The sequence below is a fragment of the Aromatoleum petrolei genome (assembly GCF_017894385.1).
GTDB classification, from domain to species: domain Bacteria; phylum Pseudomonadota; class Gammaproteobacteria; order Burkholderiales; family Rhodocyclaceae; genus Aromatoleum; species Aromatoleum petrolei.
The window spans coordinates 1,512,639-1,526,625 of record NZ_CP059560.1 but is presented as its reverse complement, the minus strand read 5'-3'; the positions used below and the strand labels follow the sequence as shown (position 1 = coordinate 1,526,625).

14 protein-coding genes are annotated in these 13,987 nt (G+C 66.2%); 4 read left to right on the top strand and 10 right to left on the bottom strand.

Going from position 1 to position 13,987, the window contains the following annotated elements; genetic code table 11:
* Positions 1-25: 25 nt before the first annotated feature.
* From ToN1_RS07000 to ToN1_RS06985, 4 genes are all read right to left on the bottom strand, one after another.
* A complete protein-coding gene (locus tag ToN1_RS07000; RefSeq protein ID WP_169208137.1) occupies positions 26-1,561 on the bottom strand; it encodes a 2-isopropylmalate synthase in 1,536 nt (511 codons plus the stop codon).
* A gap of 354 nt (positions 1,562-1,915) precedes the next feature.
* Positions 1,916-2,644 (bottom strand): cytochrome b/b6 domain-containing protein, encoded by a 729-nt coding sequence (locus tag ToN1_RS06995; RefSeq protein ID WP_169208810.1) that lies wholly within the window; start codon positions 2,642-2,644, stop codon positions 1,916-1,918.
* On the bottom strand, positions 2,641-3,156 hold the full coding sequence (locus tag ToN1_RS06990; RefSeq protein ID WP_169208809.1) for a diheme cytochrome c: 516 nt from the start codon (positions 3,154-3,156) through the stop codon (positions 2,641-2,643). The genes ToN1_RS06995 and ToN1_RS06990 overlap by 4 nt, the downstream gene beginning before the upstream one ends.
* Before the next feature lie 20 nt (positions 3,157-3,176).
* The gene (locus tag ToN1_RS06985) at positions 3,177-3,590 is read right to left on the bottom strand and encodes a DUF1924 domain-containing protein (protein ID WP_169208808.1); all 414 of its coding nucleotides are present in this window, start codon (positions 3,588-3,590) and stop codon (positions 3,177-3,179) included.
* Positions 3,591-3,791: 201 nt separating this feature from the next.
* Here ToN1_RS06985 and ToN1_RS06980 point away from each other — a divergent pair, with 201 nt between their 5' ends.
* Genes ToN1_RS06980 through ToN1_RS06965 form a run of 4 tightly spaced genes read left to right on the top strand, consistent with a single transcriptional unit; the run spans position 3,792 to position 7,143 of the window.
* Positions 3,792-4,121 (top strand): PepSY domain-containing protein, encoded by a 330-nt coding sequence (locus ToN1_RS06980; RefSeq protein ID WP_169208807.1) that lies wholly within the window; start codon positions 3,792-3,794, stop codon positions 4,119-4,121.
* Positions 4,121-4,783 carry a response regulator transcription factor gene (locus ToN1_RS06975; RefSeq protein ID WP_169208806.1) on the top strand — a complete coding sequence of 221 codons (663 nt, stop codon included), beginning with the start codon at positions 4,121-4,123 and terminating at the stop codon, positions 4,781-4,783. The genes ToN1_RS06980 and ToN1_RS06975 overlap by 1 nt, the downstream gene beginning before the upstream one ends.
* Positions 4,771-6,138, top strand: coding sequence for an ATP-binding protein (locus tag ToN1_RS06970; RefSeq protein ID WP_169208805.1), 1,368 nt, complete (start codon positions 4,771-4,773; stop codon positions 6,136-6,138). The genes ToN1_RS06975 and ToN1_RS06970 overlap by 13 nt, the downstream gene beginning before the upstream one ends.
* A gap of 54 nt (positions 6,139-6,192) precedes the next feature.
* Positions 6,193-7,143: a YcjF family protein gene (locus ToN1_RS06965; RefSeq protein WP_169208804.1), complete on the top strand. Its 951-nt coding sequence runs from the start codon at positions 6,193-6,195 to the stop codon at positions 7,141-7,143.
* 36 nt (positions 7,144-7,179) lie between these two features.
* Here the strand turns inward: ToN1_RS06965 and ToN1_RS06960 are convergent, their stop codons facing one another.
* The 6 genes from ToN1_RS06960 to ilvC form a co-directional block, all read right to left on the bottom strand.
* Positions 7,180-8,448, bottom strand: coding sequence for a sensor histidine kinase (locus ToN1_RS06960; protein ID WP_169208803.1), 1,269 nt, complete (start codon positions 8,446-8,448; stop codon positions 7,180-7,182).
* 57 nt (positions 8,449-8,505) lie between these two features.
* A complete protein-coding gene (locus ToN1_RS06955; RefSeq protein ID WP_169208802.1) occupies positions 8,506-9,177 on the bottom strand; it encodes a response regulator transcription factor in 672 nt (223 codons plus the stop codon).
* 46 nt (positions 9,178-9,223) lie between these two features.
* Positions 9,224-11,104 (bottom strand): sulfatase-like hydrolase/transferase, encoded by a 1,881-nt coding sequence (locus ToN1_RS06950; RefSeq protein ID WP_169208801.1) that lies wholly within the window; start codon positions 11,102-11,104, stop codon positions 9,224-9,226.
* 162 nt (positions 11,105-11,266) lie between these two features.
* A complete protein-coding gene (pssA, locus tag ToN1_RS06945; protein ID WP_169208800.1) occupies positions 11,267-12,070 on the bottom strand; it encodes a CDP-diacylglycerol--serine O-phosphatidyltransferase in 804 nt (267 codons plus the stop codon).
* Positions 12,071-12,174: 104 nt separating this feature from the next.
* Positions 12,175-12,825, bottom strand: a complete 651-nt coding sequence (locus ToN1_RS06940) for a phosphatidylserine decarboxylase (RefSeq protein WP_210148048.1) — start codon at positions 12,823-12,825, stop codon at positions 12,175-12,177.
* A gap of 69 nt (positions 12,826-12,894) precedes the next feature.
* On the bottom strand, positions 12,895-13,911 hold the full coding sequence (gene ilvC, locus ToN1_RS06935; RefSeq protein WP_018988850.1) for a ketol-acid reductoisomerase: 1,017 nt from the start codon (positions 13,909-13,911) through the stop codon (positions 12,895-12,897).
* Positions 13,912-13,987: the final 76 nt, after the last annotated feature.

Here is a 13,987-nt window from a genome sequence, read left to right as displayed (position 1 = left end):
GCCCGTCGCCCGCGGCTGCGGCGGATCAGAGCTGCGGGTTCAGCTTCTCGAGCTTGCCGTGGAGCTTGTTGAGGGCGTTGAGGTAGGCCTTTGCCGACGCGACGATGATGTCGGTATCGGCGCCCTGGCCGTTCACGACCTTGCCATCCTGCGACAGGCGCACGGTCACTTCGCCCTGGGCGTCGGTGCCGGTGGTGATCGCATTCACTGAGTACAGCAGCAGCTCGGTACCGCTCTTCGCGACTGCTTCGATGGCCTTGAAGGCGGCATCCACGGGGCCGGACCCTTGGGCGCTGGTGCGCGTCTCCTTGCCGCCGACGGCGATCGTGAGTTCGGCCTGCGGCGTCTCGCCGGTCTCGGAGTGGAAGCGTGAGGCGAGCAGGCGGAAGTGCTCATGTTCGGGCGTGACGACCTCGTCGCTCATCAGCGCGTTGAGGTCCTCGTCGAAGATCTCGTGCTTCTTGTCGGCGAGTTCCTTGAAGCGCGCAAAGGCGTGGTTGAGCTGGTCCTCGGACGACACGACGATGCCGATTTCCTGCAGGCGGCTGCGGAAGGCGTTGCGGCCCGAGTGCTTGCCGAGCACGAGCTTGTTGGCGCCCCAGCCCACGTCCTCGGCGCGCATGATCTCGTAGGTCTCGCGGTGCTTGAGCACGCCGTCCTGGTGGATGCCGGATTCGTGCGAGAAGGCGTTGGCGCCGACGATGGCCTTGTTGGGCTGCACGGGGAAGCCGGTGACGCCGGACACGAGTTTCGATGCGGGCACGATCTGCGTCGTGTCGATGCGCGTGTCGCAGGCGAAGACGTCCTGGCGGGTGCGCACGGCCATGACGATCTCCTCGAGCGCGGCGTTGCCGGCACGTTCGCCGAGTCCATTGATCGTGCATTCGACCTGGCGTGCGCCGGCCAGCACCGCGGCCAGCGAGTTGGCGACCGCGAGCCCGAGGTCGTTGTGGCAGTGCACGGACCAGATTACCTTGTCGGAATTGGGCACGCGCTCGATCAGCGTGCGGAGGGTGTTCGCATACTGGCTGGGCACGTTGTAGCCCACCGTGTCGGGCACGTTGATCGTCTTCGCGCCGGCGTCGATGACCGCGTTGAAGATGCGCACGAGGAAGTCGATCTCCGAGCGGCCGGCGTCCTCGGCCGAGAACTCGATGTCGTCGGTGTATTCCTTGGCCCAGCCGATCGCCTTCACCGCCTGTTCGACGACCTGGTCGGGCGTCATGCGCAGCTTCTTCTCCATGTGGATGGGGCTGGTCGCGATGAAGGTGTGAATGCGGCCTCGCGCGGCAGGGCGGATCGCCTCGCCCGAGCGCCGGATGTCGTTCTCGTTGGCGCGGGCCAGCGCGCACACGGTCGATTCCTTGATCGTCTCGGCGATGGCGCGGACCGACTCGAAGTCGCCGTTCGACGCCGCAGGGAAGCCGGCCTCGATCACGTCGACGCGCATGCGTTCGAGCTGACGGGCGATGCGCAGCTTCTCGTCCTGCGTCATCGAGGCGCCGGGACTCTGTTCGCCGTCACGCAAGGTGGTATCGAAAATGATCAACTGGTCTTTCATCGTCGGCTCCTGTTGGGATGTTGGAATACCGGATATGACAAGCGGCCTGCGTCGGGACGCGGGCGGAGTCTGACAACACGAGGGGGAGGGGTTCGATTTAGCGCGCGGGGCGCAGCAGCGGGCCGAGCAGCAGCAGGTCCACCGGGAGAAGGCGTAGCGACAGGAGGAGGTGGCCGCTGACGGGGTTCATGCACACGACTATAAACCGCGCATTTGGCCTAGCGCAAGGACGCGGCTGCGCCCGGCCGGATATCGGCGGGATTGCCGCGGACTATCGGGGGCGTGTCGATACGTGACAGGCCGCCGGGGCGGGGAAGCCCGGGCGGCCAGGGAGGGGGCGGGCGCGACGTCGCTCTAATCGGCGTCGTGATGCCGGTCTGCGGTCGTAGTCAACTGCGGCAGCCAGGCGTCGGTTGCGCCGGTCTGATAGGACCACCAGAAACCGAGTACGGCCGCAAGGAGAACTGCGCCGACGATCCTGTGTGTTTGCCGGATGCCCTGCGCAGGCGTGCCGGGCTTGTTGCCGGTGAGCATCGCGCGCACGAGGTTCTCGCGGTGCAGCAGGCTGCTGACGCCGACTCCGGCGATATGCACGAAGACGATCGCGAGCATGGTGCTGGCGGCCCCTTCATGCAATTCCTCGAGCCATTCGCCGCCGATGTCCTGATAGGTCGCAAAGCCGCTCAGGGCGATCAGCGCAGCCAAGCCCAGCATCGCGAAGATCGCGATAGCGCCGGCGGGATTATGGCCCAGATAGTGCCGGGGCTTCATCGCGAGCAGCGATTTCACGTAGGCAACGAGTTCGCGCGGCGAGAAGATGAAGCTCGCGAATCGCGCGTAGCGGGTGCCGACGAGTCCCCATAGGACGCGGAACGCGGCGAGTCCGGCGAAGGTGTAGCCGAGCATGACATGCAGGTCGCGCAGGCGTTCGGAATCGGACGTCAGCCAGGCGCCGGCGAAGCACAGCGCGAAGGTCCAGTGAAAGACGCGCGTCGGGACGTCCCACACGCGCACCCTGGTTGCCGCGTCGGCGGCGCGGGTCGCTCCGCCTGCGGCACTGGGGGAGCTAACGCTGGTGTTCACGAGCGTGCTCCGTTCTTCGGTATGCGAATGTCACGTTCGCTAAAGTCGCCATCGGCGGCATTGCGGTGGCAGGCCGCACAGTTGGAAGCACTCTTGACGGCCTCGCTGCGGAAGATGCCCGGCGTGATGCCGTCGTGGCCGTCGCGGTGCTCCTTCCGGAACCAGCCGGTATCGCTGATCCGCAGGAGCGGGCGCCCGTCGCTGCCGGCGGTGTCCCGCCGCGCGGCGTTTGCGACGAGAAATTTCGTGATCGTGGCCGCGGTTTCTGCGTCGAGGCTGGCGTCGGAGCCGAAGTGCTTGTCGAGTCCGGCCATCATCGTGCGCCACGATGTTGCGCCCAACAGTGCTGGCGGGAAGGCGATATGGCAGCTGCCACATTCGCTGCGAAACACCGGGTGATTGATGTTCATCTGCTTGTCTTCGTCGTCGTCGGCAAATGCGGCATTGGTCGTGCAGGCGACAGCGGCGAGGGCAAGGGCGCGCAGGGCGCGGGCGGGAAAGGAGGCTTTCATTTCTTGGGGCTCCATGCGGATCAGCGGGGGGAGGTCATCAGCCAGGCGACTATGTCGGCCTTCTCGCCGGGCGTGCAGGCGCGGGCGAGCACGTCCTTGCAGTTGCGGCCGAACCACTTCTCGACCGATCGCGTGCTTGCGAGGCGCTCCGGGTTCGCGGTCGGCGCCATCGGTTCGATCGCCTTGCCGGTGCTGGCGTGCTTGCCGCGCGCCGCGGGGTTCTTCGTATGGCAGGTGGAGCAGCTCCACTCGCCGCCATGCGTGGTGGTGAAAAATTTTTCGCCGCGTTCGGCCGACGCGTTGAAGCCCGGCGTGGATTGCCGCGCCTCGGTCTGGTAGCGGGCGAGGAAGTCGGCTGGAGTCTCCGCGCTGGCGAATCCGCTTGTGAGCAGGGCGGTGCCGCCGAGTAAGATCCACAGGCTGGGGCGTTTCATGTTTGCTCCTTCTGCTGATGGTGGAACAATGTCCTTGGAATCGGATCCCGGGAGTGTCCGCTCCGGTTTCGGGATGTACTTTGCGCGGCGCAGCCTGAACGCAAGGTGAAGGCGTCGTTCAGCTGGGGTTCAGTCTGGCGGCCGTACAAGGGATGCCGGAAAGCAGCGCGTACAGTGCGCGCCGCATGAAAGGAGGAATCGATGCGCACGCTGTTGACATCGTGTGTCGTGGGGGTGGTCGTCGCGGTCTTGTCGATCGGTCCGGCGGCCGCCGGCGGGGATGATCACGACCGTGCGCGTGCGGCTCTCGAGCGCGGGGAGGTGCTGCCGTTGCGCACGATCCTCGACAAGGTCGAGCGGGAATATCCGGGAAAGGTCGTCGACGTTGAGCTCGAACGCGAGCAAGGGCGGTGGATCTACGAGATTCGCCTGCTGCGCAGTGGTGGCGCACTCGTGCGGCTGGATGTCGATGCGCGCGACGGCACGGTGCTCGGCATTCGTGCGAAGGGCGACAACGGAGGGAAGCCCTGATGCACATCCTGGTCGTGGAAGACGAACCGACGCTCGCCGCGCAACTCGCGCAGGCCTTGCGCGAAGCCGGTTACGCGGTTGACTGCGCCGAGAACGGCCGCGATGCGCATTTCGTCGGCGAGGTCGAGGCGCTCGACGCGGTCGTGCTGGACCTCGGCCTCCCGCAGATGGACGGGCTCACGGTGCTGAAGAAATGGCGCGCGGCGGGTCGGACAATGCCGGTGCTGATCCTGACAGCGCGCGACAACTGGCACGAGAAGGTGGCCGGGATCGATGCCGGCGCCGACGATTACCTGACCAAGCCCTTCCACATGGAAGAGCTGCTCGCCCGCGTGCGTGCATTGATACGGCGTAGCGCGGGGCACGCGAGCCCGGAACTGCGTTGCGGGCCGGTGCTGCTCGACACGCGTGGCGGGCGTGTCACGGTAGACGGGCAGGCGGTCACGCTGACCAGTCACGAGCTGAGGGTGCTGAGCTATCTGATGCACCGAAAGGGTGAGGTCGTTTCGCGCGCCGAATTGACGGAGCATATCTACGCACAGGACTTCGAGCGTGATTCGAACACCATCGAGGTCTTCGTCGGGCGCCTGCGCAAGAAACTGCCGCCGGGCCTGATCGAGACCGTGCGCGGAATGGGATACCGCCTCGCATGTCCGGAATGAGCGTGCGCGGCTCCCTGCGTGCGCGGCTGCTGGCGGGCAGCGTAGTGTGGGTCCTGGGGGCGCTGACGGTTACCGGTTGTGTGCTCGGCGATCTCTTCCGCCGTCACGTGGAGGATCGCTTCCAGGCCGAACTGCGAATCCACCTCGATCAGCTTACCGCGAGCATCGAATTCGCCCCCGAGGAGGGGCCGCGCCTGCGTACCGACCTGAGCGACCCGCGCCTGCATAAACCGCTGTCGGGCTTCTACTGGCAGGTCGATCGGGAGGGCTCGGACTCGGTGCGCGGCGTGCTGCGCTCGCGTTCGCTGTGGGATGCGACGCTTGCCGTGCCCTCCGACGGTCCGCGCGACGGCGAGGTGCATCTGCATCGCATCGAAGGGCCCGATCGCGAACCCCTGGTGATGATGGAGCGCATCGTGCGGCCGGAGGAAGCCGCGGGGTTGCCATTGCGACTGATCGTTGCGGCCGACGAGCGCGGCATGACAAACCCGGTGCGCGAATTCGTCGGGCTGCTCGTCACCGCGCTGGGTGTGCTCGCGGCCGGGGTGATTGCCGCGGTGCTGCTACAGGTATCGGTGGGGCTCGCTCCGCTAAAGCGTTTGCGTGCCCAACTTGCCGAGGTGCGCGACGGGCGCAGCCGGCGACTGCAGGGCGGCTTTCCGAACGAGGTCCAGCCGCTCGTCGACGAGCTCAACGCGGTGCTGCAGCACGATGCAGAGGTCGTCGAGCGGGCACGAACACAAGCGGGCAATCTCGCACACGCGATCAAGACGCCGCTCGCGGTGCTGGGCAATGCCGCGCTGCGTGAGGAGGGGCCGCTTGCGCGCCTCGTGGCCGAGCAGGTCGCGACGGCCCAGCGCCAGGTCGATTACCACCTTGCGCGTGCGCGTGCCGCCGCGGCGACCCAGGTCCCCGGCCTGCGCAGCGCGCTGCGGCCCGCCGTCGAGGGACTGGTGCGAGTGATGCAGCGCGTGCATGCGGAACGGAATCTGCACATCGCAATCGAAGCGATTCCCGATGACGCGGCCTTTCGTGGCGAGGAGCAGGATCTGCAGGAGATGCTTGGCAATCTCATTGACAACGCGTGCAAGTGGTCCCGCACGTCGGTCGGTGTGAGTGCGACGGTGCGTGCCGGCGAGCTCGTCGTCACCGTCGATGACGACGGCCTTGGTCTGCCGCCGGAGACGCGTGAGGCCGTGTTCGCCCGAGGCATGCGCGCCGACGAGGCTGTGCCCGGATCGGGATTGGGTCTCGGCATCGTGCGCGACCTCGCCCAACTCTACGGCGGGCGCATCGAGCTGGGCCAAGCTCCCGCCGGAGGGCTGCGCGCGACCTTGTATCTGCCGGCCGCGTGAGATCGTCCGGTCGGAGCCCGACTGAACCCCTTTGTTGTTGCGAGAAGAGAAACGATGACTCCCGAACAGAATCGCTCCCTGACCACCGTCTGCCTGATGGCGGCCTTCGCCGACGGCCACAACGACCCGCGCGAGCGCGAGCATGTGCGCCGCACGGCCGAATCACTGTCGGCCGGTGCCGGCGTGGACGTGATGTCGCTGTATCAAGACGTCCTGCTGAAGCGCGTGACGCTCGAGCAGGCTGCTGCCGGGCTGGACACGCCCGAGTTGCGTCAGCTCGCTTTCGAGATGGCCGTCGGCGTGTGCGATGCAGACGGCGTGCACAACGCGGCCGAAACCGCCTTCCTCGAGCGCCTCGGATCCCTGCTGCAGCTCGGGCGCAGCGATGCGGCGGCAATTGTGAACGCCGCTGATGCGCTCGCCGGGGCCCCGGTCGACAGACCCCTCCCGGAGATGCCGGCTGCCGTGCCATCGGCAGCACCTGCGGGGCCGGATCAGGCCGAGCTCGACAAGATGATCCTCAATGCCGCGATCCTGAATGGAGCGCTCGAATTGCTGCCCGAGTCGCTTGCATCGATGGCGATCATTCCGCTGCAGACCCGCCTCGTGTATCGCGTCGGCAAGGCTTATGGCTTCGAGCTCGACCGAGGCCACATTACCGACTTCCTCGCAACGGTCGGTGTGGGCCTGACCTCCCAGTATGTCGAGCAGTTCGGTCGCAAACTCGTCGGCGGCCTGCTGGGCAAGGTGCTTGGCAAGGTCGGTCGCACGATAGGCAGCGAGGCGACCGGGTCGGCGTTCTCCTTCGCGACGACGTATGCGCTGGGACATGTCGCGAAGCGATACTACGCGGACGGGCGGCGCCTTGACGGGGCTGCGCTCAAGGCCTCTTTCGGCCAACTCTTCGACAACGCCAAGGGCTTGCAGCAGCGCTACTCGCCCGATATCGCCGAGCGCGCCCGTACGCTCGACCTGAAGAAGCTCACCGCCGAGCTTACGCGCTGATCGGCGGTCGCACCTCGGCGGCGCTTCGGCGCCGCATCAGGAGGTGCGCAGCTCCACGCGGAATTCGCAGCCGCAGCCCTCGCGGGCAGACAGGGTGATCTTCCACCCCTGCCTGTCGCAGATGCGCTTCACCAGCGACAGGCCGATGCCGATGCCGTCCCCCCGCGTGCTGCCGCCACGCGCGAACGGACGGAATACCAGCGCGCGCTCCGCCTCCGGAATGCCAGCGCCCGAATCCAGCACCGAGAAGCCGCCATCGCGCAGTACCACGCGCACGAAGCCTGCATCGGTGTAGTGGATCGCGTTGCGCACCAGGTTCGTCAGCACCGCGCGCAAGAGGGGGGCCGGATAGACGCCCTCGTCAACGCCTTCGCTCACAAGATCCAGTGCGAGACCGCGCTGCGTCGCCTCGGGTTGCCAACGATGGAGCTGCTCGGTCGCCACGGCGGCGAGCGAGGTGCCCGCGAGCTTCGTGCCGCGCTCCTGCGGCGCACGCGCGAGGCCGAGGAAGGTCTCCACCAGCTCCTGCATCTCCGCGCAGGCGCGGGAGATCCGGTCGGCCTGCGCGCGCTGCGGCGGTGCCAAGGCCTGCGCCTCGAGCAGCTCGCAGGAGCTGGCGATCACCATCAGGGGCGTGCGCAGCTCGTGGCTCACGTCGCTGGTGAAGAGCTGTTCGCGTTCGAGCGCCGCACGCAGGCTTCCCAGCGTCTCATCAAAGGCAGCGGCGAGCTTGCCGACCTCGTCTTCGGCGTACTCTGTTGCCAGTGGCGGCGCAAGCGGCAGCTGTTGTTCACGGTGTTGCACCTGTCCGGATAGGCGCACGACTGGCGAGATCACCGTGCGTGCGAGCGCCCGGCCGAGCAGTGCCGCGGCGAGGATGGAAATCACGACCCCAGCCGTCACTGCGACGAACAGCATGGTTTCGCGTCGCTCGAAATCGTCCTGGTCGAGGACGAGGACGTGGCGCATGCCGTTGCGATCGCGCACCAGCACGTGATACGCCTCGTCGTCGTTCTCCGTTTCGTGCAGACCCGGCCGCATCGGCGCGAGCCACGCGGGCAGCGACGCACTCGCGCCCACAGGCGCGACATAGAAGTCCAGACCAGGGCCGAGCGCCGGAAACCGTCCGGCGTCCGCTTCGTCGATGATGAAATCGAGCTGGCGGTTCATCGCATCGCTGACGAGGCGCGTTTCCACGGTGTCGATGGCGTTGACGACGATCAGCGCGAAAACGCCCGCCACGACCGCGGCCATCAGCACGAATGCTGCGACGATGCGCGAAGCAAGGCTCTGCGGCGCCCTCATCTCAGCCCTCGGGCCACGTTTCGGTGCGCGCATGCCTGCGCGGGGTTCCGTTTCATCCTATGCTTCGGCCAGCCGGTAGCCGACGCCGTGTACGGTGTGCAGCAGCGGGGTGCCGAAGGGCTTGTCGATCTGCTGCCGCAACGTGTGGATGTGGCTGCGCAGACTGTCGCTGTCCGGCGGCGAATCGCCCCATAGTGCGCTCTCCAGTGCCTCGCGACGCACGACGCCGGGGCTCTTCTGCATCAGCACTTCGAGGAGCTTGAGACCGATGGGACCGACGTGCAGCGCCTGCCCTGCACGTACGACCGCGAGCGTGTCGAGGTCGTATTCCAGATCCGCGACGCTGAGCACACGCCGCCCGCCGCCGCGCGTTCGCTTGAGCACCGCGGCGATGCGCGCAGCGAGTTCCGACAGGGCAAAGGGCTTGGTCAGGTAGTCGTCTGCGCCGGTGCGAAAACCCTGCAGCCGGTCGTCGAGCGTGTCGCGCGCGGTCAGCATGATCACGGGCACGTGGCTGCGCTCGCTGTCGCGCAAGCGCTGGCACAGCGTGAAGCCGTCCATTCCAGGCAGCATCACGTCGAGCACGATCAGGTCGTAGTGCTGGGTCGCGGCGAGATGCAGGCCGGTCAACCCGTCCTGTGCGCAATCGACCTCATAGCCCTTGAGCGCAAGGTAATCCGCGAGATTCGCAAGAATGTCGCGGTTGTCTTCCACCAGCAGTAGCCGCATGCGGATTTCAGTCTCCAGTCGGGGGCAGGGCGTGACGCCCCCGTCATTATCCGCGGTGTCGGCTGAATCGCGCCAGATTGGCCATGATTTCCACCATCGCCGAACGGATCGAGGCGATCGCCTCGTCTGCGCTCGCGAGCGGGTGATCGTCGCCGTCGGTCGCCTCATTGCGTACGGCGCCGATCGCGTTGACCGGGAAGGTCACCTTGACGTCGTCGCCGATGTAGGCGAGGCGATTCCAGTCCGCGGCCACTGCGTAGTCGCGGTGATAATCCGGCGATAGCAGATCGTGGCCCAGCGAATAGTCCTCCGGCGGGTTCTGCACGCCGAGCAGCGGCATGAGGGTCGCGGGAATGTCGAGATGGCTGGTGATGCCGGTCACGACCCGCGGTGCGCGGCTGGGAACGCGAATGACTGCCGGCGTGCTCGTCTGGAAACGGTTGAACTCCGCACTGTGGCCCCAGCGGCTGCGCTCCATGAACTCCTCGCCGTGGTCTCCGAGGACGATCACGATGGTGTTCTCGAGCAGGCCACGCTTCTCGAGGTGGTCGATCATGCGCCCGATCTGGCTGTCTACGTGGTGTGCGGCGTTGATGTAGCGGTTCTTGATCTGCCCGATCTGCAGGCCGAAATCCGCCGTCAGGTAGTTGAAATCCTGCAGCACCGGCTTTGCGATTTCGGCTTCGGGCGGATAGTCGTAGTTCGCGTGCGTGGACTCGAAGAACATGTAGGTCATGAACGGGCGTGCCGGATCGCGCTTGTCGATGAAGTTGATCAGTGCGTCGATGTTGCGCACGTCGCGCTGCCACGCCGGCGCGCCGCCTTCGAGCGGGTGCAGGTCCTCCGCCCGCATGTTGGCAAACACCGTCTTGTCGAAGGCCGGATAGGTGAAGCGCTGGCTCGTGTTCAGGCTGAACTGGTATTGCTGCTGTTGCAGTACGTCCATCAGTACCGGCGCGCGACGCGCGGCGAGCATCGGGAACCAGTAGTTGCCGTACAGGCCGTAGAACATCGAGAACACGCCCATCTGCGTCATGTTGCCGCCGCTGAAGTGCTTTTCCAGGCGCAGGGCGTCGTTCGAGAACGCCCAAAGGCGCGGCATGATCTTCGGGTCGAGCATGTCGAAACGCAGCGACTCGGCGACCAGCCACACGATGTTCAGGGGCCTTTCCGGGGCGGTCACGCGCAGCGGCTGCTGCGGATAGCTGAGGCTTTCTTCCCGGACCTGCATGCTGCGCGCCTCTGCCTGATCCACCTTGAAGCCGAGCTTCTGTGCGAAATTGCGAAAGGTCAGCGGCTGATACAGGGGGAAGCGCTCGCTGGCGAACAGGATGGGCTGGTAGTTCGACATCTCGCTGTAGCCATAGGCGATGCGCTCGCCGGTGGTCAGCATGATGAACAGCGCCACGGCCCAGGCCCCGCGCAGCCGCCAGACGGTTGTCCCGGCGCGGGGACGCGTGAGCCACAGCCATGCGGCGGCCTGCAGTGCGCACAGTGCAAGGATGATCGCGCCGGCAGTGAGTTCGGTACTGCGGCTGGCGCCGAGCGACGCGATGCCGCCCGGCGTGAACACCAGGTTCACGACGAAGCCATTGATGTGGAAGCCGTACATTTCGTGGATCACGCGGTCCGCGAAGAGCAGCACCTGCGTGAGTCCGGTCAGCACGATCATTGCGGCAGCGAGGACCGCGGGCGCGCTGCGAAGCGTCCGGCGGCCGTCCAGAAGCCGGCGCAGTGCATGCCCGAGCGCGAGGCTCGGCAGAACATACATGAAGGCGTAGGAGAGCGTCGCCGCGAGCGTCCAGCCCGCCACCGCGAGGCTCGCGTACTCGCGCGCACCCTGCTGCGAGAACAGCTGCGCAAGCGCGACCAGCCAAGTGACCAGGAAGTACGCGTTGAGCTGGCGGGACGAGGGCAGGGCGGACATGCAGGACTCCGGATGCGGGCAGACGTGGATGCTCGCAGTCCGGCCGTCAAGCGGCGCTCAAGGCCCGGTGAAGAATTCGTGAAAACCCGCAAAGGGTGTCCGGCCTCGCGAGGGCGGACGAGGAGGGAACGCGGCTCCCGGGATTCCGCGTTCCAGCCGTACCTATTTCGCAGCGCTGTCCGCTTCGTCCTCGTCGTTGCCTGACGTGTCGGGTGTCGGTGCGGGGGCAGCGGCCTGTTCGCGCCGCTGCTTCATCCAGCGCATCGCATACACGACGTAGCCGGATCCGGCGTAAACGAGGAAGAGTCCGAAGAGAACTCCCGGCGGGTAACTCGATACCAGCGCGAACGCCATCACCAGGGCGATGACGACGATGAAGGGTACGCTCTTGCGCAGGTTGATGTCCTTGCCGCTCCAGAACAGCACGTTGCTGACCATAGACACGCCGGCGAAGATCGTCAGCATGCCCGCAAGCCAGCGCACGTCCTGCCCCGCGAGGCCGAGGTCGGTGACGACCCACACCAGTCCCGCGACCAGCGCCGCCGCCGCCGGGCTCGGCAGGCCCTGGAAGAAGCGCTTGTCGACGACGTCGATGTTGGTGTTGAAACGGGCCAGGCGCAGCGCGGCGCCCGCGCAGTAGATGAAGGCCGCGATCCAGCCGAATTTGCCGGTGTCCTTGAGCGCCCACTCATACACCACGAGGGCGGGGGCCGCCCCGAAGGACACCATGTCGGATAGCGAATCGTACTCCGCGCCGAAGGCACTCTGCGTGCGCGTCAGGCGCGCAACACGGCCGTCCAGGCCGTCGAGCACCATCGCCACGAAGATCGCCACGGCCGCCACTTCGAAGCGTTGATTCATCGCCTGAACGATCGCGTAGAAGCCGGCGAACAGGGCGGCGGTGGTAAACAGGTTGGGCAGGATGTAGATGCCGCGGCGGCGTTTTTCGTTCGAGATCAGTGGCATGGAATATGACGTTCCTGCGCAGGGCCGGTGCGCGTGGTGGCCGGTTGCCGATTCTAACGCAGCGACGGGGCGGCAGGGATGGCCGCCCCGTCGGTGGCGCGCGATCAGGGAAGCTCGGCGAGAATGGTGCTCGAGGCCGAGACCTTGTCGCCGATCGTCACGCGCGCGCGCGTTCCCGGCGGCAGGTACAGGTCCACGCGCGAACCGAAGCGGATGAAACCGTAGCGCTGCCCGCGCGCCACCTTGGCGCCCGGTTCGACATAGCACAGGATGCGGCGCGCCACGAGGCCGGCGACCTGCACGCAGGTGACGTCCTGGCCGTCGCGCGTCACCAGGTGCAGCGCGTTGCGTTCGTTCTCGACCGAAGCCTTGTCCAGCGCGGCGTTCACGAAGCGGCCCGCGTTGTACCAGCGCTGCTTGACCTCACCGTCGACGGGGATGCGGTTCGAATGGACGTTGAAGACGTTCATGAACACGCTGATCTTCACGCAGTCGCGGTCGAGGTAGGGGTCGCGCACCGGCTCGATCGCCACGATGCGGCCATCGGCCGGCGACAGGACATCCTTGGCGCCTTGCGGGATCGGGCGGGGCGGGTCGCGGAAGAACTGCACGACGAACGCGAACACGATCCAGAAGGGCAGGGCCCAGCCGAAGCCTGCCGAGGTGTTGATCACCAGCGCCACGACCAGCGCGATCGCGATGAACGGCCAGCCTTCGCGAGCCAGGATGGGATGAGGATAATTGCTGTTGGCCATGGTGAATCCGATATGAAAAAGGCCGGGCCCGCGCGCACGGCGCAGCCCGGCCTGTTATGCCGATGCGGCTCAGTTCTTCGACTGGTCGACCAGCTTGTTCTTCTTGATCCAGGGCATCATGTCGCGCAGCTGCCCGCCGACCTGCTCGATCGGGTGGGCTGCATTCAGACGGCGACGCGCGGTCATCGACGGGTAGTTGGTCTTGCCTTCCTGGATGAACATCTTGGCGTACTCGCCGGTCTGGATGCGCTTCAGCGCGGCGCGCATGGCTTCGCGAGATTGTGCGTTGATGACTTCCGGCCCGGTCACGTACTCGCCGTACTCGGCGTTGTTCGAGATCGAGTAGTTCATGTTCGCGATGCCGCCCTCGTACATCAGGTCGACGATCAGCTTGAGCTCGTGCAGGCACTCGAAGTAGGCCATCTCCGGCGCGTACCCGGCTTCGGTCAGCGTCTCGAAGCCCATTTTCACCAGCTCGACGGCGCCCCCGCACAGCACGGCCTGTTCGCCGAAGAGGTCGGTTTCGGTCTCTTCACGGAAGTTGGTCTCGATCACGCCACCCTTGGTGCCGCCGTTGGCCGCCGCGTACGACAGCGCGATGTCCTTGGCCTTGCCGGAGCGGTCCTGATGGATGGCGATGAGCGAGGGCACGCCGCCGCCCTTCAGGTACTCGGAGCGCACGGTGTGGCCGGGGCCCTTGGGGGCGACCATGATCACGTCGAGGTCCTCGCGCGGCACCACTTGGTTGTAGTGCACGTTGAAGCCGTGCGCGAAGGCGAGCGTGGCGCCCTTCTTGATGTTCGGTTCGATGTCGTTGTAGTACACGCCCGGGATGTTCTCGTCCGGCAGCAGGATCATGACGATGTCGGCGCCCTTGACGGCCTTGGCGACTTCCTCGACCTTCAGTCCGGCCGCTTCAGCCTTCTTCCACGAGGCGCCGTCCTTGCGCAGGCCGACGGTGACCTTGCAGCCCGAATCCTTCAGGTTCTGCGCGTGGGCGTGGCCCTGCGAGCCGTAGCCGATGATGCTGATCTTCTTGCCCTTGATGAGGGAGAGGTCGGCGTCCTTGTCGTAATAGACTTTCATGCTTTTCCTTTTTGCTTTCGGTGGGGATGTTTTCCGGCGGCCGCCATCATGACGGCGGGCATGCCGGTGGCAAACG